At 64.0% G+C, this 25722-nt stretch carries 25 protein-coding genes; 13 read left to right on the top strand and 12 right to left on the bottom strand.

What is annotated here, in order from left to right:
* Positions 1-61: 61 nt before the first annotated feature.
* From C6W88_RS14805 to C6W88_RS14790, 4 genes are all read right to left on the bottom strand, one after another.
* Positions 62-955 carry a glycine betaine ABC transporter substrate-binding protein gene (locus tag C6W88_RS14805; protein WP_108133013.1) on the bottom strand — a complete coding sequence of 298 codons (894 nt, stop codon included), beginning with the start codon at positions 953-955 and terminating at the stop codon, positions 62-64.
* 45 nt (positions 956-1000) lie between these two features.
* Complete coding sequence (locus C6W88_RS14800) at positions 1001-1732, bottom strand: ABC transporter permease (protein ID WP_108133012.1); 732 nt, start codon at positions 1730-1732, stop codon at positions 1001-1003.
* 4 nt (positions 1733-1736) lie between these two features.
* On the bottom strand, positions 1737-2897 hold the full coding sequence (locus tag C6W88_RS14795; RefSeq protein WP_108133011.1) for an ABC transporter ATP-binding protein: 1161 nt from the start codon (positions 2895-2897) through the stop codon (positions 1737-1739).
* Positions 2898-3084: 187 nt separating this feature from the next.
* Positions 3085-3750 (bottom strand): ABC transporter permease, encoded by a 666-nt coding sequence (locus C6W88_RS14790; RefSeq protein WP_045995115.1) that lies wholly within the window; start codon positions 3748-3750, stop codon positions 3085-3087.
* A gap of 428 nt (positions 3751-4178) precedes the next feature.
* On the opposite strand from C6W88_RS14790, the gene C6W88_RS14785 reads away from it, so the two are divergent.
* From C6W88_RS14785 to C6W88_RS14755, 7 genes are all read left to right on the top strand, one after another.
* The gene (locus C6W88_RS14785; RefSeq protein WP_045995116.1) at positions 4179-4640 is read left to right on the top strand and encodes an SUF system Fe-S cluster assembly regulator; all 462 of its coding nucleotides are present in this window, start codon (positions 4179-4181) and stop codon (positions 4638-4640) included.
* 79 nt (positions 4641-4719) lie between these two features.
* Positions 4720-6162, top strand: a complete 1443-nt coding sequence (sufB, locus tag C6W88_RS14780) for a Fe-S cluster assembly protein SufB (RefSeq protein ID WP_108133010.1) — start codon at positions 4720-4722, stop codon at positions 6160-6162.
* Between the two features lie 75 nt (positions 6163-6237).
* Complete coding sequence (sufC, locus tag C6W88_RS14775) at positions 6238-6990, top strand: Fe-S cluster assembly ATPase SufC (RefSeq protein ID WP_045995118.1); 753 nt, start codon at positions 6238-6240, stop codon at positions 6988-6990.
* Positions 6987-8333: a Fe-S cluster assembly protein SufD gene (sufD, locus tag C6W88_RS14770; RefSeq protein ID WP_108133009.1), complete on the top strand. Its 1347-nt coding sequence runs from the start codon at positions 6987-6989 to the stop codon at positions 8331-8333. The genes sufC and sufD overlap by 4 nt, the downstream gene beginning before the upstream one ends.
* Positions 8334-8335: 2 nt before the next feature.
* On the top strand, positions 8336-9577 hold the full coding sequence (locus tag C6W88_RS14765; protein WP_108133008.1) for a SufS family cysteine desulfurase: 1242 nt from the start codon (positions 8336-8338) through the stop codon (positions 9575-9577).
* Between the two features lie 86 nt (positions 9578-9663).
* Entirely contained in the window at positions 9664-10236 is a 573-nt protein-coding gene (sufT, locus tag C6W88_RS14760) for a putative Fe-S cluster assembly protein SufT (protein ID WP_045995121.1), read from the top strand.
* A gap of 58 nt (positions 10237-10294) precedes the next feature.
* Positions 10295-11071 (top strand): SanA/YdcF family protein, encoded by a 777-nt coding sequence (locus C6W88_RS14755; protein WP_071211162.1) that lies wholly within the window; start codon positions 10295-10297, stop codon positions 11069-11071.
* Positions 11072-11171: 100 nt separating this feature from the next.
* Here the strand turns inward: C6W88_RS14755 and C6W88_RS14750 are convergent, their stop codons facing one another.
* The 4 genes from C6W88_RS14750 to C6W88_RS14735 form a co-directional block, all read right to left on the bottom strand.
* On the bottom strand, positions 11172-11648 hold the full coding sequence (locus C6W88_RS14750) for a hypothetical protein (RefSeq protein ID WP_045995122.1): 477 nt from the start codon (positions 11646-11648) through the stop codon (positions 11172-11174).
* A gap of 288 nt (positions 11649-11936) precedes the next feature.
* Positions 11937-12851, bottom strand: a complete 915-nt coding sequence (rimK, locus tag C6W88_RS14745) for a 30S ribosomal protein S6--L-glutamate ligase (protein WP_045995123.1) — start codon at positions 12849-12851, stop codon at positions 11937-11939.
* A 33-nt stretch (positions 12852-12884) separates the two neighbouring features.
* Positions 12885-13322 (bottom strand): ATP-dependent zinc protease family protein, encoded by a 438-nt coding sequence (locus C6W88_RS14740; RefSeq protein ID WP_045995124.1) that lies wholly within the window; start codon positions 13320-13322, stop codon positions 12885-12887.
* Between the two features lie 91 nt (positions 13323-13413).
* Positions 13414-14451 (bottom strand): DUF3549 family protein, encoded by a 1038-nt coding sequence (locus C6W88_RS14735; RefSeq protein ID WP_045995125.1) that lies wholly within the window; start codon positions 14449-14451, stop codon positions 13414-13416.
* Between the two features lie 479 nt (positions 14452-14930).
* Between C6W88_RS14735 and C6W88_RS14730 the strand changes: the two genes are divergently transcribed.
* From C6W88_RS14730 to C6W88_RS14710, 5 genes are all read left to right on the top strand, one after another.
* Complete coding sequence (locus C6W88_RS14730; protein ID WP_045995126.1) at positions 14931-15677, top strand: amino acid ABC transporter substrate-binding protein; 747 nt, start codon at positions 14931-14933, stop codon at positions 15675-15677.
* Positions 15678-15694: 17 nt separating this feature from the next.
* A complete protein-coding gene (locus C6W88_RS14725) occupies positions 15695-16369 on the top strand; it encodes an amino acid ABC transporter permease (RefSeq protein ID WP_045995127.1) in 675 nt (224 codons plus the stop codon).
* Positions 16366-17115, top strand: a complete 750-nt coding sequence (locus C6W88_RS14720) for an amino acid ABC transporter ATP-binding protein (RefSeq protein ID WP_045995128.1) — start codon at positions 16366-16368, stop codon at positions 17113-17115. Before C6W88_RS14725 ends, C6W88_RS14720 begins: the two co-directional genes overlap by 4 nt.
* A gap of 183 nt (positions 17116-17298) precedes the next feature.
* Positions 17299-17643, top strand: a complete 345-nt coding sequence (locus tag C6W88_RS14715; protein ID WP_108133007.1) for a YqcC family protein — start codon at positions 17299-17301, stop codon at positions 17641-17643.
* Between the two features lie 40 nt (positions 17644-17683).
* Positions 17684-18184 carry a gamma-glutamylcyclotransferase family protein gene (locus tag C6W88_RS14710; RefSeq protein WP_108133006.1) on the top strand — a complete coding sequence of 167 codons (501 nt, stop codon included), beginning with the start codon at positions 17684-17686 and terminating at the stop codon, positions 18182-18184.
* A gap of 299 nt (positions 18185-18483) precedes the next feature.
* Here C6W88_RS14710 and C6W88_RS14705 read toward each other — a convergent pair whose 3' ends face one another.
* A complete protein-coding gene (locus C6W88_RS14705) occupies positions 18484-19125 on the bottom strand; it encodes an OmpW/AlkL family protein (protein WP_108133005.1) in 642 nt (213 codons plus the stop codon).
* A 266-nt stretch (positions 19126-19391) separates the two neighbouring features.
* Complete coding sequence (locus C6W88_RS14700; RefSeq protein WP_108133004.1) at positions 19392-20000, bottom strand: OmpW/AlkL family protein; 609 nt, start codon at positions 19998-20000, stop codon at positions 19392-19394.
* Between the two features lie 299 nt (positions 20001-20299).
* Between C6W88_RS14700 and C6W88_RS14695 the strand changes: the two genes are divergently transcribed.
* A complete protein-coding gene (locus C6W88_RS14695) occupies positions 20300-20620 on the top strand; it encodes a hypothetical protein (protein ID WP_108133003.1) in 321 nt (106 codons plus the stop codon).
* A 143-nt stretch (positions 20621-20763) separates the two neighbouring features.
* Here the strand turns inward: C6W88_RS14695 and putP are convergent, their stop codons facing one another.
* Positions 20764-22242, bottom strand: a complete 1479-nt coding sequence (gene putP / locus C6W88_RS14690) for a sodium/proline symporter PutP (RefSeq protein WP_045994400.1) — start codon at positions 22240-22242, stop codon at positions 20764-20766.
* Between the two features lie 209 nt (positions 22243-22451).
* Positions 22452-25643, bottom strand: a complete 3192-nt coding sequence (gene putA / locus C6W88_RS14685) for a bifunctional proline dehydrogenase/L-glutamate gamma-semialdehyde dehydrogenase PutA (protein WP_108133002.1) — start codon at positions 25641-25643, stop codon at positions 22452-22454.
* Positions 25644-25722 lie beyond the last annotated feature (79 nt).

The following is a 25722-nucleotide window of genomic DNA, read 5'->3' as shown; positions in this document are numbered from 1 at the left end:
CGCTCGTCGACTTTTCGGACAGCGCCTAAGAAAAAGGCCCCCGAACGGGGGCCTTGAAGGGTCACAGCAGGTCGTTGTCCTCGAGGAAGGACTCGGCGACGTCCTCGATGGTCTCGCGCTCGACGTCCACTCGGGCGTTGAGGCTCGCCATGGTGTCGTCATCGAGCAGCGCCGACAGCGCGTTCATCTGCTCTGCGAGCTCCGGGTTGGCGTCCAGGGTGTCCTGGCGGACCACTGGGGTCAGGGCGTAGGCCGGGAAGAAGCCCTGGTCGTCTTCGAGGATCTGGAAGTCGAAGGCGGGCACACGACCGTCGGTGGCAAACACCAGGCCGATATCGACCTGGCCGTCGCGCAGCGCCTGATAGACGAGGCCGGAGTCCATGCGCTTGACGGCGCCACGCTCGACGCGGAAGTCGTAGGCGCGCTGCAGCGGACGCCAGCCGTCTTCGCGGGCGTAGAACTCGGCGTTCATGGCAAAGGCAAGCTCTTCACCGTCATTTACCGCGGACGCCAGGTCGGACAGCGTACTGATGCCCGTTTCCTCCACGCTCTCGGCGCGCATGGCCAGGGCGTAGGTGTTGTTGGCGGCGGAAGGCTCGAGCCACACCAGGCCCTTCTCGCCGTCCAGTTCCTTGACGCGCTGGTAGGTCTCGTCGGCGGACAGCGATTCGGTGACGTCGTTGTAGTTGATCAGCGAGGTGCCGGTGTACTCCCAGTAGAGGTCGATCTGGCCGTTTTCCTGAGCCTGGCGCAGTACCGCCGAGCCCATGCCGGCGCGGGTGTCGACGTCGTAGCCGAGCCCGTCCAGATACTGGGTGGTCATGCTGGCCAGCAGTTGCTGCTCGGTGAAGTTCTTGCCACCGATCACGATCTCGTCGGCACTGGCGGTCGTCGTGGCGGTAGCCGTAGCGGTAAACAGGGCCAGGCCGGTCAGGGTGGTCATCAGGGTCTTCATGCGAATATCTCCTTGCAGGGTGTCGTTGTTGGAAAGCCCAGGTGTTCAGGCCCGCGCCGGATTGACGCCGCGCGGCACCACGATGAAGGCCACGCCGGCCACCAGGGCGTCCACCAGGATCGCCAGCAGGGCGGTGGGGATGGCCCCGGACAGCATCATGATCGGATCGTAGAGATCGATGCCGGTGAAGATCAGCTCACCCAGTCCGCCTGCGCCGATCAAAAAGGCCAGGGGCACCGTGCCGATGTTGATGGTCAGGGCGGTACGGATACCGGCGAAGATGACGTAGAGGGCATTGGGCAGTTCCACCTTGAGCAGGCGCTGGGTCGGTGACATGCCGATCCCGGCAGCGGCCTCCTTGAGCGCCGGTGAGACGCCCTTGAGTCCGGCGTAGGTGTTGCGCGCGATGGGCAGCAGGGTGGCCACGAACAGGCCAAACACCGCCGGCACGGTACCGATGCCGAGAAAGCTCATGGACAGCGCCAGCACCGCCAGGGTGGGGATGGTGGTGCCGACGTTGAGCACCTGCATCATCGATTCCGCGGCCTTGGCCATGCTCGGGCGCGACAGCCACACCCCCAGCGGGATCGCGACCAGGATCGCCAGGCTGCCCGACAGGAAGGTCAGCCACAGGTGCTGGACCACCAGATACTGGACGTCGGGCAGGTACCACAGGAAGTCATCGATGGCGCCGCTGGCCTGGGCCCATACCCCGAGCAGGAAGATGACAATCAGGGCAAGGACGAGTCCGGCGCTTTTCAGGCTTCGAATCAGCATCGGCTCACTCCTTGGGCTCGGCGGCCACGGCGGACGTCTCGCGCTGCTTGGTACGGAAGCGGGCGCCCAGGTGGTGGGTCATGGCGCGCTGGGTGATCTGCCCGCAGACGCGGCCCTCCTCGTCGACGCAGGGCAGCCAGGTGATGTCCTGGGCGAACATCAGCGAGGCCACCTTGCGCAGGTCGTCGTCGAGACTCACCGTGGCCGGCACGTTCTGGAAGTGGTCGCGGCAGTAGCCCTTGGTGGTGCGGGCGAGGGAGCGGCTGATCAGGCCCACCGGCTGGCGCTTGTCGTTGATCATCAGGATCGAATTCTGGTAGCCGAAGTCGTCGATGCGCGCGAGCGCCGTGGTCAGGGTGTCCTCGGGCTTGACGGTACCGATCTCGTCGCTGACCACTTCGGCGACCTTGACCAGATTCAGCCGCTTGAGCGCGCGGTCCTCGCCGAGGAAGGACTCGACGAAGGCATTCTTCGGCGCCGCCAGCAGGTCGTCGGGGGACGAGTACTGCACCAGCTTGCCCTCGCGGAACACCGCGACCCGATCCCCCATCTTGATCGCTTCGTCGATATCGTGGCTGACGAACATGATGGTCTTCTTCAGGTCCTGCTGCATCTTCAGGAATTCATCCTGGATCACCGCCCGGTTGATCGGGTCGATGGCGCCGAAGGGCTCGTCCATCAGCATCACGGGGGGATCGGCGGCCAGTGCCCGGGCCACACCGATGCGCTGCTGTTGACCACCGGACAGCTCGGACGGATAGCGCTTGAGAAAGGCGTCGGGTTCCAGCGCGATCATGTGCATCAGCTCGCGGGCACGCTCCTTGTAGCGCGCCTTGTCCCAGCCCAGCAGCTTGGGCACCACCGCGATGTTCTCCTCGATGGTCATGTTGGGGAACAGGCCGATCTGCTGGATGACGTAGCCGATGTTGCGGCGCAGGTCCTGGGTGTCCATGCCGGTGGTGTCATCGCCATTGATGAACACCTTGCCGGAGGAGGGCTTCACGATCCGGTTGATCATCTTGAGAGTGGTGGTCTTGCCGCAGCCGGAGGGGCCGAGCAGGATGCAGATCTCGCCGCTGGGGACCTCCATGTTGATGTGGTCGGCGGCGACGACCGCGCCCTTGGGCGTATCGAAGACCTTGGTCAGGTTTTCCAGACGAATCATGAGCAAATCCTTGTATGCAAGTCGGCGTCGGCGAGCTCCGGGTCGTCGATGGGCGTCGACGGTGCCGCTGTCGAGGCGGCGGCTCACCTGTTGTCGTGTCGACGTTCCGGCTGCGCTCGGGCGGTGTGGCGTGCAGGACGCGAGCCGCCGCAGCGGTATTTTCCCGACGCTGCCGGAACACAAATGGTCAGGCGGCGTTGGCGGCGCCTTCCATGCCCTTGGGCGTGAAGCGCTTCTGCACCGCCAGCAGGCCGTAGTCGACGATAATCGCCAGCAGGCTGACCGCCACCGCGCCGACGATCAGCTGGCGCGGGTCGGACTGGGAGATACCACGGCTGATAAAGGTGCCGAGACCGCCGGCGCCGATATAGGCGGCGATCGCCATGACACCGATATTGAGCACCACGGCGGTGCGCACCCCGGCCATGATCACTGGCACCGCCAGTGGGATCTCGACCATCCGCAGGCGCTGGCGGTGGCTCATGCCGATGCCACGGGCAGCCTCGCGCAGGGCCGGGTCGACGTTGTTGATGGCGGTGTAGGTGTTACGAATGATCGGTAATTGGGAGTACAGCAGCACCGCGATCACCGCCGGCAGGTAGCCGATGCCCTGACCGATCAGCGACAGCACCGGAATCATGATCCCGAACAGCGCGATGGAGGGCACGGTGACGATGATCGACGCGGCGTAGAGCACCGCCTGGGCGACGCGCTCGTTGCGGGTGATGGCGATGCCGATGGGCACCCCGGTGAGGGTGGCGATGCCGACGGCAACGCCCACCAGCGAGATGTGCTCGAGGGTCCGGGACAACAGCAGGTCGGCGTTGTCCAGGGCGTACTGAATCAGTTCCAAGGCAATAGCTCCTGTCGAGGCCTCGCGGCGGGTGAGTCGGGCCTGTGAACGACCCTGGGCCAGGACACACGTCATCGGCTCGGCCTGACAAGAGGCGAGGCGTTGCGTTCACTGGCCGTTGATACGGCACAAGCTTAGCAGAATGAAGTATCTATTTGGTTTGTTCATGAATGACGATCTGCAATGACGGGAATTGATGGATCTGATGCTTGGGGTGAGGCTGTCAACCCGGACGCATAGTTAAAGTAAATGAGAATGATTGGTTTTATTGTGTCTATCGGCGGCGATCGTGCCGAGAACGTGAGGACTATCGACGTGATAGATGTGTGCCGCTCTTCACATGGAGGTTATACAGGACTAAAATGGTCCCCAATCGAAGCAGGGGCTGAGCCCTGCACCGACGAGGGGAACTCCCCGAGGAGATGGGCATGCTGAAGCTTTCCCGGTTGACGGACTATGCGGCGGTGGTGATGGCACAGATCGCACGTCACCCCCAGCAGCCGCACGCCGCCGGAGAGCTCGCCGAAGCGGTGCAGTTGCCTCACCCCACGGTGAGCAAGACGCTGAAGATGCTGGTGCGCGCGGGACTGCTGGTGTCCCGGCGCGGCGCCCAGGGTGGCTACTACCTGGCGCGTCCTGCCTCGGAGATCACCGCCAGCGACATCATCGCGGCCATCGAAGGGCCGGTGGCGGTGACCGAATGCAGCCACGCCGATGGCGAATGCGACCTGGCCTCCACCTGCGGGGTGGCCGACAACTGGCAGCGAGTGTCGCTGGCGATCCGCGAACTGCTCGACAGCATTACCCTGGCGCACCTGGCCGACAGCGCGCCGCTGAAGCTGCCGATTCGCCTGCCGATCCAGAGCATCAGCCTGGCGGCGGAAGCCTGACCAGCGCCTCATCGACATCGACTTCATTACCCTGGGCGGGTAACGCCCGCCGACCGAACCGTCCGGGAGGGGACACATCATGGCAAGTCAGGAAATGGAACAGCTCGTCCGTCGCGAATATAAAGAAGGATTCGTGACCGACATCGAGAGCGACACGATCCCGCCGGGGCTGGATGAAGACACCATCGCCTTCATCTCCAAGAAGAAGGGTGAGCCGCAGTGGATGCTCGATTGGCGCCTTGACGCCTACCATCAGTGGCTGAAGATGACCGCGCCGTCCTGGGCCCATCTGGACTATCCGCCCATCGACTACCAGGCGATCTCGTATTTCAGCGCGCCCAAGCGTGAGGAAGACAAGCCCCAGAGCCTCGACGAGGTGGACCCCAAGCTGCTCGAGACCTACGAGAAGCTGGGCATCCCGCTGCATGAGCGTGCGGCCCTGGCTGGCGTCGCCGTGGACGCGGTGTTCGACTCGGTGTCGGTGACCACCACCTTCAAGGACAAGCTGGCCGAGGCCGGCGTGATCTTCTGCTCCATCTCCGAGGCGATCCGCGACTACCCGGAGCTGGTCAAGCAGTACCTGGGTACCGTGGTGCCGACCAGCGACAACTACTTTGCCGCGCTCAACTCGGCGGTGTTCACCGACGGCTCGTTTGTGTTCGTGCCGGAAGGCGTGACCTGCCCGATGGAACTGTCCACCTACTTCCGCATCAACGCCGCCAACACCGGCCAGTTCGAGCGCACCCTGATCGTGTGCGAGAAGGAGGCCCAGGTGTCCTACCTGGAAGGCTGCACCGCACCGATGCGTGACGAGAACCAGCTGCACGCCGCGGTGGTGGAACTGGTGGCGCTGGAAGACGCCAGCATCAAGTACTCCACGGTGCAGAACTGGTATCCGGGTGACGAGGACGGCAAGGGCGGCATCTACAACTTCGTCACCAAGCGTGGCGACTGCCGTGGCGACCGTTCCCACATCAGCTGGACCCAGGTCGAGACCGGCTCCGCCATCACCTGGAAGTACCCGTCCTGCATCCTGCGTGGCAAGGACTCCATCGGCGAGTTCTACTCGGTGGCGGTGACCAACGGTCGCCAGCAGGCCGATACCGGCACCAAGATGATCCACCTGGGCGAGGGCTCCAAGTCCACCATCGTCTCCAAGGGTATCTCCGCCGGGCGCTCCAACCAGTCCTATCGTGGTCTGGTCAAGGTCGGCCCGCGGGCCAAGGGCGCGCGCAACTTTACCCAGTGTGATTCGCTGCTGATCGGCGATACCTGCGGTGCCCACACCTTCCCGTACCAGGAGATCGGCAACTCGACGGCCACGGTGGAGCACGAGGCGACCACCTCCAAGATCGGCGAGGACCAGCTGTTCTACTGCCAGAGCCGCGGTATCTCCGAGGAAGACGCGGTCAACATGATCGTCAACGGCTTCTGCAAGGACGTCTTCCAGGAGCTGCCGATGGAGTTTGCGGTCGAGGCAGAGGCGCTGCTCAACGTGACGCTCGAAGGCGCGGTGGGCTGACCCCCGGCGCTATATACCACCCTTATTCGTTTTTCTCCCGCCGCCCGGCGCGGCGGGCATCGCAAAGGTGTCTACATGCTCGAAGTCAAGGATCTCCACGTCACCGTCGAGGGCTCTGAAATCCTCAAGGGTCTGACCCTGTCCATCCAGCCTGGTGAAGTGCACGCCATCATGGGTCCCAATGGCGCCGGCAAGTCGACCCTGTCCGCCGTCATCGCGGGCAAGGACGGCTACGAGGTGACCGCGGGCTCGATCACCTTCGAGGGCAAGGATGTCCTCGAGATGGAGATCGAAGAGCGCGCCCAGGCCGGTCTGCTGCTGGGCTTTCAGTACCCGGTGGAAATCCCGGGGGTCAAGAACATCTACCTGCTCAAGGCGGCGCTCAACGCCCAGCGCGAGGCGCGCGGCGAGGGCGAGATTCCGGCACCCGAGTTCATGAAGCTGATCAAGGAAAAGGTGTCCTTCATGAAGATGGACAACAGCTTCCTGCAGCGTGCCGTCAATGAAGGCTTCTCCGGCGGCGAGAAGAAGCGTAACGAGATCCTGCAGATGCTGGTGCTGCAGCCCAAGCTCGCGATGCTCGACGAGATCGACTCCGGCCTCGACATCGACGCCATGAAGGTGGTGGCCGATGGGGTCAACTCGCTGCGCAGCGAAGATCGCGGCATCCTGCTGGTGACTCACTACCAGCGCCTGCTCGACTACATCGTGCCCGACCACGTCCACGTGCTGGTGAACGGCCGGATCGTCAAGAGCGGCGGCGCCGAGCTTGCCCATGAACTCGAATCCCGTGGCTACGACTGGGTCGTAGAGGAGCCCGCTGCATGAGTGATGTGCAACGCTTTCTCGATCGTCTGAACGAGCGCAGCGAGGCGCGCCGCGGCGAACCCACCTGGATCGCCGCACGGCGCCAGGCCGGTGCGGCCCGCTTCGAGGCGATGGGCTTTCCCGATCGCCGCGTCGAAGAGTGGAAGTACACCGACGTGCGCGCCATCAGTCGCACCGACTTCCAGCTCACAGGCTCTGCCGAGTTTTCCCAGGCCAGCGCCGCTGCCCTGACGCTGCCGCTGGACGCCCACCGTCTGACCTTCGTCGACGGCGTCTTTTCCAGCGCCCTGTCGGACCTGTCCGAGCTGCCGGGTGGCGTGCAGGTGCAGCCGCTGTCCCAGGCCCTTGAAGAGAACCACGAGGCCGTCGGCGGCCCGCTGGGGCGCCTGACCGGGGTCGAATTCTCGGCCTTCTCGGCGCTCAACACCGCCTTCTTCGAGGAGGGCGCGCTGGTGCGCCTGGCGCCCGGCACCGTGGTCGACAAGCCCATCGTGCTGCAGTTCCTGTCCCGGGCCAACGAGGCGCCGGTGATGAGCCACCCGCGTATCCTGATCGAGGCGGGCGGGCGCAGCCAGGCCACCGTGATCGAACACCATGTGGGTGAAGAGGGCGCCGCCAACTTCACCAACCTGGTGGAAGAGGTGATGCTCGATCGTGGCGCCAACCTGACCCACTACAAGCTGGTGGAGTCGCCCGAGCAGGACCTGCACGTGGCCAGTATCCACGTGGAGCAGTGCCGCGACGCTCAGTTCACCTCCTTCAACATCACCCTCGGTGGTGGACTGGTGCGCAACGACCTGGTCAGCGACCTCAATGGCCAGGGCGCCGAGGTGACCTTCAATGGTCTGTTCTACGGCCAGAATCGCCAGCACGTGGACAACCACACCCTGGCCAACCACAACGCGCCCCACACCTTCTCCCACGAGAACTACAAGGGCATCCTCGATGACCGCGCCCACGGCGTGTTCAACGGCAAGGTGATCGTCAAGCGCGACAGCCAGAAGATCGAGGCCGACCAGAGCAACGCCAACCTGCTGCTCTCCGATCGTGCCCAGATCGACACCAAGCCCGAGCTCGAGATCTACGCCGACGACGTCAAGTGTTCCCACGGCGCCACCACCGGTCAGCTCGACGAGGAAGCGGTGTTTGCCCTGCGTACCCGCGGGCTGGACGAGGCCACCGCACGTGGACTGCTGACCCTGGCCTTCGCCGGTGAGGTGATGGATCAGGTGAATCTGGACGCGGTGTCCGAGCGGGTCGAGCTGACCGTGGCCGGCAAGCTGCCCGAGCGCTTCCACCTGGCCGGTCTGGTGGAAGCCGCCGTGGCCCTCAACGAGGACTGAGCATGACCCACTTCAGCGATCTGCTGCTCGATGTGGCGAGGGTGCGCAAGGACTTCCCGATCCTCGATCGGGAGGTCCACGGCAAGCCCCTGGTCTATCTGGACAACGCCGCCACCAGCCAGACGCCACGTCAGGTGATCGAGGTGTTCGATCACTACTACAGCCAGATGAATGCCAACATCCATCGTGGCCTTCACACCCTGGCCGACGAGGCCACGGCGGCCTTCGAGGGCACCCGGGAGACCGTGCGTGCCTTTGTGAACGCCGCGAGCACCCGCGAGATCGTGTTCACCCGTGGCACCACCGAGGCGATCAACCTGGTGGCCCAGAGCTGGGGGCGCGCCAACCTCGGTCCCGGTGACGAGGTGCTGATCTCCCAGCTCGAACATCACTCCAATATCGTGCCCTGGCAGCTGCTGGCGGCCGAGCGCGGCTTCACCATCAAGGTGATCCCGGTGGATGAGCGTGGCGCGCTGGATCAGGACGCCTACCGTGACCTGATCGGCGAGCGCACCCGGCTGGTGGCGGTCAATCACGTCTCCAACGCCCTCGGTACCATCAACCCGGTGGCCGAGATGGCCCGGGTCGCCCATCAGCACGATGCGCTGATTCTGGTGGATGGCGCCCAGGCGGCACCCCATGAGCCGATCGATGTTCAGGCCATCGGTGCCGACTTCTACGCATTTTCGGGGCACAAGGTCTATGGTCCCACCGGCGCCGGCGTGCTCTACGGCCGCGAGGCGCTGCTCGAGGCCATGCCGCCCTGGCAGGGTGGCGGCGAGATGATCGCCACGGTGTCCTTCGAGACGCCGACCACCTTTGCCGCCATTCCCCACAAGTTCGAGGCGGGCACGCCGGCCATCGCCGAAGTGATCGCCCTGGGCCGTGCCATCGAATGGGTCAATTCGATCGGCCTTGAGCACATCAGTGCCTGGGAGCATCGCCTGCTCGAGCACGCCACCGAAAGCGTGGCGGCGGTGGATGGCCTTCGCGTGCTGGGCACCGCGCCGGACAAGGCAGGCGTCTTGTCCTTTGTGGTCGACGGCGTGCATAGCCAGGATATCGGTCTGCTGATCGACCAGCTCGGCGTGGCGATTCGTACCGGCCACCACTGCGCCCAGCCGCTGCTGGCCCAGTTCGGCGTCGATGCCACCTGTCGCGCTTCCTTTGCGGCCTACAACACCCCGGAGGAAGTCGACGTGCTGGTCGAGAGCCTCCAGCGGGTGATCAGCATGCTGCGCTGAAGCAGCAGGGCGGCTCGGGGCGGCGCGTACCGCCTCGAGCCCTGGTTGGCAAGGGAGTCATTCGGCGTACCCGCCTAAGGAATTGCATGAGCGAACACGATCAGATTGCTCAACTGAGCAAGGGCCAGCAACTGCCGTTGCAGCGGGACGTGGAGGTCATCTCCATTCCCTTCGGCAAGACGGTGACACTTGACGAGGACAGCATCGTCTCGGTGATGCAGGCCAAGGGCAGCACCCTGAGTGTTGCCTACGAGGGACGTCTGTACCTGATCGAGGGATCCAACCTGGACGCGGTGGGCCTCGAGCCGATGCCACGCCCGACACTGGACCCCGAGGCCGACGATGCGGCGATCGAGGCGTTTGTCTGGGATCAGCTCAGGACTTGTTTCGATCCCGAGATCCCGGTCAATATCGTCGATCTGGGACTGGTATACGGTTGTCGTATCGAGCGCCTGATCAGTGGTGAGCGCATCGTCACCATTCGCATGACTCTGACAGCCCCCGGTTGTGGCATGGGCGATGTGATCGCGGCGGATGCGCGCAACAAGATTCTGGGAGCACCGCAGATTTCCAAGGTGCATACCGAGATCGTCTTCGATCCCCCCTGGAGTCGTGAGATGATGAGCGACGAGGCCAAGCTGGAACTTGGCATGTTCTGACCCGGCCCTCTCTGGCCCGCGCAGCGGGTCCTGACCTCCGCTGTCAATTGGAATCGTCATGCGCGAGCCGCTGTTCACGATGTTTCGTCGCCTGCTGCTGTGTCTCGGTAGCCTGGTCCTGTTGCTCGCCCTGGCCTTCGTCGCGGCCAACGCCTGGGTGGTGGCCACCACCCGCGATCGCATCGCTCCTCGCCTCGTCGAATGCCGCCCCCACCAGGTCGGCATCGTCTTCGGCACCTCCCACTGGACCCGCAGCGGTACCCGCAATCCCCACTTCGAAGGGCGCATGATCGCCGCCGCCCGGTTGATGAACGAGGGACGTCTGCGCCACCTGCTGGTGTCCGGTGACAATGCCACCCGCTACTACAACGAGCCGGTGACCATGTGGCGCGATCTCAAGGCGCGTGGCGTGCGCGAGGTCGACATGACGCTGGACTACGCCGGTTTCAGCACCTTCGATACCCTGGCCAGGGCCCGCGACGTGTTCGAAGTGGAGCGCGCGCTATTGATTACCCAGGACTGGCACCTGCCGCGGGCGCTGTTCATCGCTGATGCCCTGGGACTTGAGGTCGAGGGCTGCCCGGCGCCCGAGAGGGAGGGTTCTCGCTGGCTGATCCTGCGGGAGTGGGTGGCCCGGGTGGCGACTCTGGGGGATCTCTACCTGTGGCAGCGCGAGCCGCGCTTTCTTGGCCCGCTGGAGCCTTTGAAGATCGCGGCGCCGGCAGCTCGCATCGAGGCTCGGAGTCTTCACGAGATCATCGATGAGGTGTTGACCAGAGGCGACGCCAGTGTGGCGCCATTGCTGCTGCGCACGCCCGACGCCGACAAGAACTGAGAGCAGTCGCTTTCCCCAGGCATCCGCTTCACCAATAAAAACGCCTTGCCGGCAGAGCCTGGCAAGGCGTTTTCGTGGATTGGCGTTGTGGTCGGCGGCGTCAGCGTTTGACGGTTCGACGGCCTGCGCCACGCTTCTGGGCGGTCGACTTCTGCAGGTCGTAGAGCTCGCGAATCAGCGCGCGGCAACCCTTCCATACCTCTTCGATTACCGGCTCGATGGGGCCCGGCAAGGGATGGGTAAACAGGGTGGAGAGGGACTGCATCAGCACCCGCTCCTGCTCGAGCAGCTCGTTGATCAACACCTGTGAGTCGTTGCCGACAAAGCTCTTGAGACGACTCCACAGCCACATGTAGTCGTCGCGTTCGACGTCGGCATCACGCGGCAGCAGGTCGAGGTGTTCGCGCGCCAGCTCCTGGAGCTCGCGCATGGTCTTCTGGCGCGTCTCGAAGTGGGGCTCCAGAGCGTCGCGCAGCGAGGGTCGCAGGCGCTCGAGATTGTCCTGGAAATAGTCGACGCTGTCGGCCAGGGCCTCCAGCAGGCTGTCCATCGCCACCTGGCGATTATCGAGAAACATGCGCGTCACCTCCTCCGGTGACGCAAATTGTGGGGCTCCAGCAGGAGTTTTGCCACCCCTAAAGTGGCAAATATTTATGATTCTTGCGGTGGGGTGGTCGATCGCTTCGACCTTGGTCGAAAAGCGCTGACAAAGTTGGCCCGGTTGCGGCGAGATATCGTCGTCGGCGAAGGGCCGCCTCGCGCTTGTGAGCGGTAAGTGAGCGCCAATGACAAGACGGGCGACCGTACTATCGGTCGCCCGTCGGCGTCATCCTTTACGGGGCTTTTATCTTGAGCCCTTGCCACTTCAGCCCTTGGGTTTGGCCGGCGTACGGGTCCGTGGACGCGCCGTGGCGCTCTTTTCCAGGTGTTCGATGACCAGGCCGGCGATGTCCTTGCCGGTGGCGCTCTCGATGCCCTGCAGGCCGGGCGAGGAGTTCACCTCCATCACCACGGGGCCATGGTTGGAGCGCAGCAGGTCGACACCGGCCACGCGCAGCCCCATGGACTTGGCCGCGCGGATGGCGGTGGAGCGTTCTTCCGGGGTGATACGGATGACGCTGGCGCTGCCGCCGCGGTGCAGGTTGGAGCGGAACTCGCCTTCGGCCGCCTGGCGCTTCATCGCTGCCACCACCTTGTCGCCGATGACAAAGCAGCGGATGTCGGCGCCCTTGGCTTCCTTGATGTACTCCTGAACCATGATGTTGGCCTTCATGCCCATGAACGCCTGGATCACCGATTCCGCCGCCTGGTTGGTCTCGGCCAGCACCACGCCGATACCCTGGGTGCCTTCCAGCAGCTTGATCACGAGCGGGGCGCCCTTGACCATGGTGATCAGGTCCGGGATGTCATCGGGGGAGTGGGCGAAGCCGGTCACCGGCAGGCCGATGCCCTTGCGAGACAGCAGCTGCAGTGAGCGCAGCTTGTCGCGGGAGCGGGTGATGCCGACGCTGTCGTTGAGCACGGTGACGTTCATCATCTCGAACTGACGCAGCACGGCGCAGCCGTAGAAGGTGACCGAGGAGCCGATGCGCGGGATGACGGCGTCGAAGGGCTCGAGTTCCTCACCCTTGTAGTGAATCGACGGATGGTGAGAAGCGATGCTCATGTAGCAGCGCAGCGTATCGACCACCCGGGCCGTATGGCCGCGTTGTTCGGCGGCTTCCACCAGGCGACGAGTGGAGTAGAGATTGCGGTTGCGGGACAGCAGCGCGATATGCATGTGCGAGTCTCCAGGTCAGGGGCGGTGGATCCGTCAGGGTTCGCCGTGCAGAAAGGTAGCGCCGGGCGCCACCAGCAGGCGGCGCAGTGCGCGGCGACCGAGAAGCATGGGGTGGCGCATGTTGCGCCGGTCGGTCAGGGATAGCTCGACGGGAAATTCCAGATCCCCCATCTGCATCTGGGTGCGAATAAAGTAGCGCCACTCGGCCTGGCCGTTGGAGCTGGTAACCTTGCGCCGGTCATGCAGGTGCATGCGGTACTGATGTGACGGACTGTCGGGGCCGCCGGCACGGGTGACGAAGCTGACCCACAGGATCTCGTCCTCCTCGAAGGACTCGATCTCCTCGGCGTGCAGCGCCGAGGTGCGAGCGCCGGTGTCCACCTTGGCACACAGATGCAGGTGCATCTGCGGCAGGATCACCATCTCGCGGCGACCGACGACGGCCTGAGCCTGAAAGGGCAGGTCCTTCATGTCTTCTCCTTGTCGCGGGATGCTGCTTGTTATTCAGGCGACGTCCGTTGTCGAACTGTCAGTGGCAACGAACGTCACACGGGCAAGCGAATCAATGACCGCCTGTGCCCTTGACCGCCGCCAGTCGGCGAGCGGTGGCGGAGTCCTTCGGGGCCTGACGCAGCGTCATCAGTACCGGCAGACGCAGCCGGGGGATCTGCGCCAGGTCCCTCGCAACGGCCAGGAAGTCGGCCCCGTCGCATTCGGCGACCCGCTCCAGAAACAGCGGCAGGCGCTCGGCGTGCTCCAGGTGTTGCCAGCCCCGTGCGGCGATTGCCGCGAGGGTGTCCGGGCCGCAGGCATCGCTATCGGCCAGCAAGGCGTCGAACCAGTCACCGGCCAGGCTGTCGGGCGCGTTGCCCACGGCGCGTACACAGGCGCAGAAGGTCTCGATGTCGCCCTGGCTGGCCGCCTGTTCGCCGCGCTGACGCAGCGCCTCTGCAAGCTCTGCTGATAGTGCTACATGTTCCAGACAGTAGCATAGCGATGTCAGCACTTCGCTGTGCAGCTGCGGGATAGCGGCTACCAGCGAGGCCTCAGTCTCGGGGGTGAGACGCGCCACATGGTCGGCTAGCCCCTGCAGGCCCAGCGCCTGCCAGTCGTGGCCACCCTGGCCCGACAGGAAGGCTTCGACCGGCTCAAGGTGCTCGCTGGCGGGACGCTCCAGATCGGCGCTGGCTCGGGCGTGCAGCATCGCCTGAAAGGTCAGGGAAGGGGTGAAGGCCAGCGGGTTGTCCTTCATCAGGTTGTCGATCTCGCCGCCGTCGGACTGCTCCAGCGCTTCTGCGCTGCGGCCCAGGGTGGACAGCAGGCGCTCGAGGAAGGCGTCCCGCTGGGCGGCATCCAGAAGGCCCTGTTCGTCCACCGGCAGCGCCAGGAACCAGATCAGCGGGTCGCTCATGTCACCCAGGCGAAACACCAGCGCCAGGCGGGCACGACCCTGCCAGGGTTCCGGCCAGGGGACCTGGCCGCTCTCGAAGTCTGCCAGGGTCTCGAGCGCGCAGGGGTGCACACGCCGTCCCATATGATAGAGACGCACCTCGGCACCGGTCAGGGTGAAAAAGTCGTGAAGACGATGGATCGCTTGCATGGCCCCTCCGAAAGATCAGCGTGCACTCTATCGTGCCGCTCGAGGAGTGTCAGCCGTCCACGGCGGAAATTTGTGCATCCCTCGCACTGTATTTTGCTGCACCGCTGGTGAATTTTTGATCAAGCTCCGCAAAAGAGCGTCAGAAGCGGCTCGCCGTCATCTGTCAAAGGGTTATCCACAGGGACATTCAGCGCTTCTGTGAATGAATGATGGTGGGGATAAGTCGGTGAGGTGACAGTTAGCCGACGGCTGTCGGCGGTTGGTCCCGGAAAGGACGGTCGCAATAGCAGGAGGCTATGGTTCACCCTGGGATTTTTCACTGCGTCTGCTATCGATTTGGAATATAATGGCGGTCGTTTATTCCAAATCATGCTGAGCCATCGAGCAGCCCAGGGTTGAAGTGGCGATGGATGCCTCCACCTGTCACCCTCCCGGGCCATGCCGCACTGGCCGCCCCAATCGTTTTCAAGGAGCCGTCCATGGTTCGTCATCTGGCTGTTTCTCTTGCCGCCGCAGGTGCCATCGGTCTCGCTGCCGGTGCCCACGCCGACACCCTGAAAGTCGGCATGTCCGGTGGTTACTTTCCCTTTACCTTCGTCGAGCAGGACACCCTCAAGGGCTTCGAGGTCGACGTGATGGAAGCGGTGGCCGAAGAGATGGGCACCGAGGTGGAGTTCGTCACCGCCAACTTCTCAGGGTTGTTCGGCATGCTCGAGTCCGGGCGCATCGACACCATCGCCAACCAGATCACCATCACCGAGGAACGTGAGCAGAAGTACCTGTTCACCTCGCCCTATGTGTATGACGGTGCTCAGGTGGTGACCAAGGAAGGCAATGACGAGGTCTCCGGTGTCGAGGATCTGGCGGGCAAGACCGTGGCCGTCAACCTGGGCTCCAACTACGAGCAGTTGCTGCGCGAGCTGCCCTACGCCGACGAGATCGATATCCGCACCTATGAGAGCAACATCGAGCAGGACACCGCGCTGGGTCGTGTCGATGCCTTCGTCATGGATCGCGTCAGCGCCACCCAGGTGATCAAGGAAAAGCCGCTGCCGCTGGCGCTAGCCGGCAAACCGTTCTCCGAGATTCGCAATGCGCTGCCGTTCCGTCAGGACGACCAGGAACTGCGCGACGAGGTCGACCAGGCGCTAGACACCCTGCGTGAAGATGGCACCTTGAGCGAGATCTCCGAGCGCTGGTTCGATGCCGATATCACCACGCCCTGAGCGGTGATCGACTCTCCATGAGCATTCTCGACCTCGACTACATGGTTGGGCTGGTGCCCATCCTGCTCAGCTACCTTCCCCTGACCCTGGGGATGGCGCTGGCCGGGATGGCGCTGGCTCTGGTGCTGGCCTGTGGCCTGGCGGTGATCCGGGTACTCAAGATCCCGGTTCTCAACGGCCTGACGCTGTGGTTCATCTCGTTCTTTCGCGGTACGCCGCTGCTGGTGCAGCTGTTCCTGTTCTACTACGGGTTGCCCCAGGTGCTGTCGTTTCTGACCACTATCGATGGCATCACCGCCACCATCATGGGGCTGACGCTGCACTTCTCGGCCTATATGGCGGAGTCGATCCGCGCCGCCATCGTCGGCGTGGATCGCAGTCAGACCGAGGCGGCGCTGTCCATTGGCATGACCAACGGCCAGTTGATGCGCCGGATCGTGCTGCCCCAGGCCACTCGCATCGCGGTGCCGACGTTGATGAACTACTTCATCGACATGATTAAGGCCACCTCGCTGGCGTTCACCCTGGGCGTCACCGAGTTGATGGGGGCGACCCAGAAAGAGGCCGCCGGTAGCTTCCTGTACTTCGAGGCCTTCATCACCGTGGCGCTGATCTACTGGGCCATCGTCGAGGCACTGGCCTGGCTGCAGCGGCGCCTGGAATCCCGACTCAACGAGGCCTATCGTCGATGATCAAGCTAGAGCGACTGACCAAGCGCTTCGGTGATACCACCGTGCTTGACGGTATCGATCTGGAGATCCAGCAGGGCGAGATCATCGTGGTAATCGGCCCCTCCGGGACCGGCAAGTCGACGTTGCTGCGCTGTCTCAACTTTCTCGAGCAGCCCGATGGTGGCCGATTGACCTTGGGTCCGCTGAATCTGGACCTGACCCAGGCCAGCAAGTCCGAGATCCTGGCTGCCCGTCGACACACGGCCTTCGTGTTCCAGAACTACGCGCTGTTTGCCAACAAGACGGCGCTTGAGAACATCGCCGAGGGCCTGATCGTGGTCAACCGCTGGCCCAGGGCCAAGGCCCACCAGCGAGCGCGTGAGATCCTCGAGCGCATCGGCATGTCGGACAAGGCGAACGCCTATCCGGCGTCGCTGTCCGGGGGCCAGCAGCAGCGGGTGGGGATCGGCCGCGCCATGGCCGCCCAGGCCGAGGTGATCCTGTTCGACGAACCCACCTCATCGCTGGATCCCGAGTGGGTCGACGAGGTGCTGGCACTGATGAAGCAGTTGGCGCGTGAACGCCAGACCATGCTGGTGGTCACCCACGAAATGGCCTTTGCCCGTGACGTGGCCGACCGGGTGGTGTTCATGGAGGGCGGGCGCATCGTCGAGCAGGGGCCTCCCTCGGAGCTGTTCCATGCACCGCAGGACCCGCGTACCCGGGACTTCCTGCGCAAGGTACTGCCCGCCGCCGAGCCCCTGTAGGCCGAATCGCTCATCCAGCCGGCGAGATCCTCGTTCGAGAAAGTCTGCACGTCGAGTCGTGCCCTTCGAGGTGCCGCGTTTGCAGCGGATCCTCAGGCGGCGCGTGTTGCTGCCGGGCTGGCCCTTGCTGGTCCGGCACGCGACAATGACGTGCACCAAGCCCATTTTCAAAGCGGAGGCATCATGCCCACCGAACCTTCCGTCCACGACGCCCTGGGCGCGGCCCTGCGCGAGCTCGAGGCGACCATGAAGGCCGCCAACATGTGGCGTATGGACAAGCCGGAGGCCGCCGCCTTCAACAGTCGGCAGCCGTTCTGCATCGATACCATGTCGCTGCCCCAGTGGCTGCGCTTCGTGTTTATCGCCAGGCTCGATACCCTGGTCGAGCAGCGTGCGCCCCTGCCCGCCAGTTGCGATGTGGCCCCGGCGGTGGACGCCTACCTGATCCAGGAAGGCGCGCGCGCCCAGGACCGGATGCTGTTGCAGAAGGTTGTCGAGGATATCGATCGGCTGATCACCGAAAACTGAATCGCCGGTAACGGAAGAAGTCCCCAGCGAGGAGAAGGCGATGCCCTGGTACTTTGCCTATGGCAGCAACATGAACATTGAGCGTGTCGCTGCGCGCATCGGCGAGACCCGGCGTGTGCTGGCCGGCAGCCTGGAAGGCTACGCGCTGCGCTTCAACAAGGCCTCCCGGGTGCCGGGCATTGCCCACGCCAATGTGGTGCCGGCGCCAGGCGATCGGGTCGAGGGCGCGCTGTTCGAACTCCTCGAACCCGAGCAGATCCGGCAGATGGATCCCTTCGAAGGTTACCCGCACGAGTACGACCGTCATCGTCTGCCGGTGATTACCGAACAAGGGCCGATCGAGGCCTGGGTCTATATCGCCGGCGCCGAACGCCAGGGGGAGGGGCTGCGGCCCGCCCGCGAGTACCTCGAGCACCTGCTGGCCGGTCGTGACTTCCTCAGCGAGGGCTATCACCAGGCGCTGGCGGCGGTAGAGGCCGTCGAGCACCTCGACGATGCCACTCTGGGGCGACTGGGGCTGTCACGTTATCATCCCCGCTAAGGCTTGTACGAAAAGTGCCTGCGCTCGGTAATGCGGCGTTAAAAATCGCGTCAAAATGCTCATTTACACCTCGTAAACTGCGCTTTCTTACCGATTTTTGCCTTGTCTAACCATCGCTCGCCGGCTTTTCGTACTAAGCCTAGGCCTCTGCTTGCCCTGTTACCGCAGCCCCTCCCTCGAGAATTGCAGTGGCAACTGCCACGCGAGCGACCACAGAAGCCATCTTGTGACGGTGACAGCACAGCGCCCGCTCCTGCCAGGCAGGAGCGGGCGCTGCGTGTTAGCGGTCGAGCCCTGGATCAGAAGCGGTAGCTGATACCGGCCATGATCACGTAGGGGTCCACCTCGATCTCGCCGATGTCCTCGCCGTTGAGGTCGACGTCGCTGTCGATATCCAGATACCACACCGCCATGTTGGCCGCCCAGTGGTCGTCGATGACCAGGTCGAGGCCCGCCTGGCCGGCCCAGCCCCAGGACTCTTCCAGATCGAGATCGGCACCGTCCAACGCGATATCCTCGTCGGAGAAGTGGGTGTAGTTGACCCCCAGGCCGACGTAGGGCTGTACCCGCGCCTCGGTGCCACCGAAGGGGTAGTACTGCACGGTCAGAGTCGGCGGCAGGTGCTCGACGCTGGCGCCGATATCGCCTTCTGCCGTACTGAGGTCGACGTCGTGCTCGAAGGGCTCAGCGGCCAGCAGTTCGACGCCGAACTTGTCGTGGAAGCGATAGCCCAGGGTGAAGGCGAAACCATTGTCGTCATGGACGTCGGTGTCCATGTCGCCACCCAACAGCGGGCCGTTGTCGGAGTCGGGCTTGACCTTCGCCACCCCGATGCGGGTGTAGATGTCGCCCTTGCCGTAGGCGGCAAAGGCCTGGCTGCTGATGAGGGCGCTGCCGGCGATGGCGGCGACCAGGGCGGTGGTGATCAGGGGATGGCGCATGGTGTTCTCCTTGCGTACTGGCAAAAGTCGGCGAGCCATTCGGCGAGCCCGATTGCCAAGCAGTGTATGCCGCATCGAGAACGTGGTTATTGATCTACCTCAATACCTCCTTTGGTCGACAAAAATGAACCGGCAACGCACCAGAAAAGGCGCCTGGCAAAGCCAGACGCCTTCGATGCTGCGGTTGGAATGCGGCGCGATCGAGCTGACCGTTCAACCGCTTATTTCAAGATCGCGCAGGCGTTTTCTCAATACAGCGCAAGCGCTTAGAAACGATAGGTGACGCCGGCACCGATGGTCATCGGATCGATCTCGGCCTCGCCGACATCGTGGCCGTTGACCTCGATATCGGAATCGACATCGGCGTAGCGGGCGTAGGTGCCGACCAGCAGGTTGTCGGTGACGCTGAGGTCGAGACCCACCTGGGCTGCGGCGCCGTAGGAGCTATCGAGGTCGGCGTTGAAGCTCTCGTCGGAGAAGTGGGTGTAGTTCATGCCCACGCCAACGTAGGGGTGGACGCGAGCGTTTTCCACGCCGCCCAGCGGGTAGTAGTTGAGCATCAGGTTGACCGGGGTACGGTCGACGCTGCCCACATTACCGCCGTTGACCGCGATATCGTGCTCCATAGCCTCGGAGCCGTTGAGCTCGACACCAAACTTGTCGTGGAACAGGTAGCCGGCGCCGTAGGCGAAGCCGTTCTCCTCGGAGACATCGAGATCCTGGTTGGCGATATCGCCGTTGTCCGAGGTGGGATCGGCTTTCTCGAAGCCACCGCGCACGTAGATGTCACCTGCCTGATAGGCCAGGGCAGACTGGGCGGCGAAGGTGGTGGTAGCGAGCAGGGCTGCGGTGCCCATCAGTCGAGTCATGTTCATGCGGGACCTCCTTGATGATCCGATGGCATCCTTCCCGAGGGAAGTAACCTTGTACGCTTCGCAGTTTACGAACAGTGTTTCTAAATGTCTTGTAGAAATATTTAATTGGCCAGATAGCAGTAACTAGCCAGAATTTATGGAACTAAATCGACTTGGGCGGGTAGGTAATGTAAATGCTGTACAATTTTTTTGCACATTGTGGCGTAGACATCGATGCGCGCTTGTGCACTGCATAAACGCTCGCCGTCCGGCGATAAATCGTCTTCACTGTGGGAGAAGACTCCGGAGGAGAGTGCGGGATGGTGGCCAGACGAAGGCGTGAGAGGTTGCTCGGCATGTCGCCGCTGCCCTGGGGCGGGGCGGCACTGGTGCTCGCACTGACCGCTCTGTTGGCGGTGTGGCTGCTGCTGGAACCCTGGCTGATTCGTGATCTCCCGACGCCGGCGAGGCTGGCCATGGTCGTTCTGGGCGTGTGGGCGCTGGGCGGGGGGTTGTCCATGCCGCTGCACTTCTCACCGGTACCCGGCTGGTGGCGTCTGGCGGGGGCCATGCCCTGGTATCCGCTGGCACTGGTCAGCTTTATCGTGCTGCTGCTGTGTCGCTACGCCGGCCTGTTTTGAACGGGGCTGATGTGCACGGCTAAGGTGGGCAGGGCGGTTCGACCGTCAGTGAGCGTTGAGCGCCAGGTGCGTGCTGGATGTGTCCCGTAACGAAGAAGGCCGCCCGAGGGCGGCCTTCTTGCGTGGCAGACGATCACTGACGATCAGGCGTCTTCCAGGGTGTCGAACTGCTCGGTGATCTCCTTGCTCGGCTCGGCGGTCATCAAGCTCACCACCACGATGGCGATGTAGGCGAAGATCACGCCGGGCACGATCTCGTAAAGATCGAACAGCCCGCCGGACATCTCGGCCCAGGCCACCACGGTGATGCCACCGACCACGATACCGGCCAGCGCACCCCACTGGTTCATGCGACGCCAGTACAGCGACATGATCAGTGCAGGACCGAAGGCGGCGCCGAAACCGGCCCAGGCGTAGGACACCAGTCCCAGTACCGTGGAGTCCGGGTTCATCGCCAGCAGGTAGGCGATGACGGCGATGCCGATGACCGCAAAGCGGCCGACCCAGACCAGCTCGGACTGGCTGGCGTCGGGGCGGAACAGCGCCTTGTAGAAGTCATCGGTCAGGGCAGAGGACGACACCAGCAGCTGGGAGTCGGCGGTGGACATGACCGCAGCCAGGATGGCGGCGAGCAGCACACCGGCGACCAGCGGATGGAAGATGGCGTTGACCATGACCATGAAGATGGTCTCGCCGTCACCCAGGTCGCGGGTCATGTAGACCAGGCCCAGCAGACCGACCGCCATGGCGCAGACCAGGCACAGGCCCGACCAGGTCACGGCGATGCGGCGGGCGGCGGGGATGTCGGCTTCGGAGCGGATGGCCGCGAAACGCGCCAGGATGTGCGGCTGGCCGAAGTAGCCAAGGCCCCAGGCCAGCGAACTGATGATGCCGATGGCGGTCAGGGTTTCACCGGTGGACGCATCGACGAACCAGCTCAGCATGTCGGGGTTCTCGGCCAGGATCTGCTGGCCACTGCCGCTGAAGCCACCCAGTTCGGTCAGGGCGATGACCGGCACGACCAGCAGCGCCGCCGCCATCATCAGACCCTGGATCAGGTCGGTCCAGGAGACCGCCAGGAAGCCGCCAAAGAAGGTATAGGAGATGATGGCCAGCGTACCGACGGTCACCGCGATGGTGTAGTCGAAGCCGAATACCGTCTCGAACAGCTTGCCGCCGGCAACCAGGCCGGAGCTGGTGTAGAACAGGAAGAACAAGAGGATGAAGACCGCCGAGATCACCCGCAACAGCGGTGCCTTCTCGCGAAAGCGCTTGGCGAAGAAGTCCGGCAGGGTCAGGGCGTCATTGGCCTTGAAGGTGTAGACGCGCATGCGCCGGGCGACGATCAGCCAGTTGAGCCAGGTGCCGATCAACAGGCCCACGGCGATCCAGGAGGCCGACAGACCGCTGACGTAGGCCGCACCGGGCAGACCCAGCAGCAGCCAGCCCGACATGTCCGAGGCGCCGGCAGATATCGCCGACGTCCAGGGGCCAAGCGAGCGGCCACCAAGGATATAGTCGGACAGATTGGTGGTGCGCTTGTAAGCAATGATACCGATGACCAGCATCAATATCAGATACAGCGCGAACGTGATGCCAATGGTGGCGTTGTTTTCGACCATGGGAGCGTTCCTTGTGGTTTTTGTCGTGGGTGGTTGGCGTTCTCAAGTCACCGGCCCTGTGTCGAGCGCGATGATCTCCCCGTGTGGGCGCGGTCGTCACGCGCGTCCCTGCGATCCGGCGCTCCCCTCGGGGTAGTGGGTGAGCGCCGGTTGCCGACGGTGCGCCGACCGTCGGGTGAGTGCGTTGGACCAGCAGGCCAGGGCCTGACTTACTCGTCCCCTAGCGCCAGCAGCGAGGCGTTGCCGCCGAGTGCCGCCGTGTTGTTGGTCACCGTCTTCTCGGTGGCGAAACGCAACAGGTAGTTGGGGCCGCCGGCCTTGGGACCGGTGCCGGAGAGCCCCTGACCGCCGAAGGGTTGAACGCCTACGACAGCACCAATGATATTGCGGTTGATGTAGACGTTGCCAACGCGCACTTTCCGCGCTATTTCATCGGCAAAGGATTCGTTGCGGCTGTGCACGCCGAAGGTCAGGCCATAACCACGCGCGTTGATCGAGGCGATCACCTTGTCGAGCTCGTTGGACTTCCAGCGCACCACGTGCAGCACCGGGCCGAACTGTTCACGCTCGAGCGCATCGATACCATCGATGGTGAAGGCCGCCGGGGCGACAAAGGTGCCTTCACTGGTGTGCTCGGGCTTCAGCGGCGTTTCGCTGATCAGACGTCCTTCACCCTTCAGCCGATCGATATGCGCCTGCAGGTTCTTGCGCGCGTCCTCGTCGATCACCGGGCCTACGTCGGTGCCGAGGTCGCGTGGGTCACCCACGTGGAGTTCGGCCATGGCGCCGTCGAGGATCTGTAGCACACGGTCGGCGACGTCGTCCTGCAGGTAGAGCACCCGCAAGGCCGAGCAGCGCTGTCCGGCGCTCTGGAAGGCCGAGTGGATGACGTCGGCGACGACCTGCTCGGGCAGGGCGGTGGAGTCGACGATCATCGCGTTCATGCCGCCGGTCTCGGCCACCAGTGTCGGCAGCGGCGCATTCTCACGCTCGGCCAGGGCGCGGTTGATGATCTGGGCGGTATCGGTACCGCCGGTGAAGACCACCCCGGTGATCCGCGAATCGCCGGTCAGCACGCTGCCCACGGTGGGGCCGTCGCCGGGCAGCAACTGCACCACTTCACGCGGCATGCCGGCCTGGTACAGCAGCTCGACCACCCGGTGGGCAACGATCGACGTCTGCTCGGCGGGCTTGGCCAGCACGGTATTGCCGGCCACCGCGGTGGCGACCATCTGGCCGCAGAAGATTGCCACCGGGAAGTTCCACGGGCTGATCGCGGCGAACACCCCCTTGCCGCCCATGTGCAGACGATTGGACTCGCCGGTGGGGCCGGGCAGCTCGGTGGGCTCACCGAAGATCTCCTCGGCGCGCACCGCATAGTAGCGACAGAAGTCCACCGCTTCGCGGATCTCGTCGACGCCGTCGGTCAACAGCTTGCCACCTTCACGCGAGCACAGCGCCATCAGCTCCGCCAGGTGCTCTTCCATCAGGTCGGCGAAGCGCCTCAGGATGTCGGCGCGCTCCTTGACCGGGGTGACCTCCCATGCCGGGAAGGCAGCCCAGGCCGCGTCCACCGCCCGCTCGGTCTGTTCGCGGGTGGTCCACTGCACGCTACCGACCACCTGGCGACGGTCGTAGGGACTGGTGACTTCGTGGGTCTGGGCGGGGTCCTCGGCGACCTCGAAGGCCAGCAGCGGACGCGCCTGGTAGCGGGTATCCATGTGCTTGCCCATGGCCTCCATCAGCGGCTGGTACTGGCTGTTGATGGTCAGGTTGACGCCGCGGGAGTTGGGGCGGTGCTCGCCATAGATGTCGCGAGGCAGCGGAATCTGGGGATTGGACAGGCTGTCGAACTGTCGCAGTGTCTCGATGGGATGGACGCACAGCGACTCCACCGGCACCTTGGGGTCCACCAGCTGATGCACGAAGGAGGAGTTGGCACCGTTCTCGAGCAGTCGGCGAACCAGGTAGGGCAGCAGGTCCTTGTGGGCGCCCACTGGGGCGTAGATACGGCAGTAGGTGCCTTCAGGTGCACGCTTTAGCGCGGCATCGTAGAGTGCCTCGCCCATGCCGTGCAGGCGCTGGAACTCGAAGGCTCGGCTGGTGTGGTTGGCCTGCTCGAGGATGGTGGTGATGGTATGGGCGTTATGGGTGGCGAACTGCGGGAAGATGCGACCCTTGGTGGCATCGGACAGCAGGAAGCGCGCGCAGGCCAGGTAGGCCACATCGGTGGAGGCCTTGCGGGTGAACACCGGATAGCCGTCGACGCCGAGCTGCTGGGACTCCTTGATCTCGGTGTCCCAGTAGGCGCCCTTGACCAGACGCAACGGGATCTCGTCACCCTGGAAGTCGGCCAGACGGTTGAGGTAGTGCAGCACCGGCAGGGCGCGCTTGGAGTAGGCCTGCACCACCAGACCGAAGTGGCCCCAGCCGCGGCAGATGTCGCTCTCGTAGACGGCGCGGAAGACCTCCAGCGACAACTCCAGGCGGTCGACCTCCTCGGCGTCGATGGTCACCGCCACGTCATTGTCCCGGGCCAGCTTGGCCAGCTCCTTGACGCTGCCCACCAGCTCCTCGAGGACCTGTTCGCGGCGGCCAAACTCGTAGCGCGGGTGCAGCGCGGACAGCTTGATCGAGATCGACGGTGCCGGCGTCCTGTCGCCCAGGTTGCGGCTGGTCTTGCCGACCTGGCGGATGGCGGTGGCGTAGTCGTCGAAGTAGCGGCCGGCATCACGCCGGGTACGGGCGGCCTCGCCCAGCATGTCGTAGGAGTAGGTATAGCCCTTGTCGAACAGCGGCTTGGAGCGCTTGAGCGCTTCGTCTATATCACGCCCCAGCACGAACTGCTTGCCCATCACCTTCATGGCTTCGACCATGGCCCGGCGAATGACCGGCTCGCCCATGCGGTTGACCATCTTGTTGATGAAACCGCTGGGCTTGCCATCCTTGGGCTTGTCCAGGCTCACCACCCGGCCGGTCATCAGAAGGCCCCAGGTGGAGGCGTTGACCATCCAGGACTCGCTCTTGCCGAGGTGGGCCTTCCAGTCGGCCGGGCCCAGTCGATCTTCGATCAGTGCATCGGCGGTGGCCTTGTCGGGGATGCGCAGCATCGCCTCGGCCAGACACATCAGCATCAAGCCTTCGTGGGTATCCAGGCTGTACTGCTGCAGCAGCTCGTCGATGGTATCGACGGCGGTGTCCATCTCGCGCACTTCGCGCACGAGAGAAGCCGTCTTGTCGGCGACGCGCTCGATGTGCTCGTCCTTGCCATCGATCAGCTTGATCAATTCACTTACGAAGGCGTTTTCTTCGACCACGTAGTGATCGCTGATGCGCGCAAAGAGTGTATCCAGATCCTGCTGCCAGGTGGAGTTGTCGAGCATATTGTTGGCGTTGAGCATGTCAGTCCCCAAATGGTGAACCGCCGCGGGCGGAGAAAGGGCTTGCCGCAAAGTCGATCGCGGACGTGCAGTCGCGCAA

It is taken from the genome of Halomonas litopenaei (genome assembly GCF_003045775.1).
GTDB lineage: Bacteria > Pseudomonadota > Gammaproteobacteria > Pseudomonadales > Halomonadaceae > Halomonas > Halomonas litopenaei.
The sequence above is the reverse complement of the archived record's forward strand: the minus strand, read 5'-3'. Positions and strand labels throughout refer to the sequence as shown.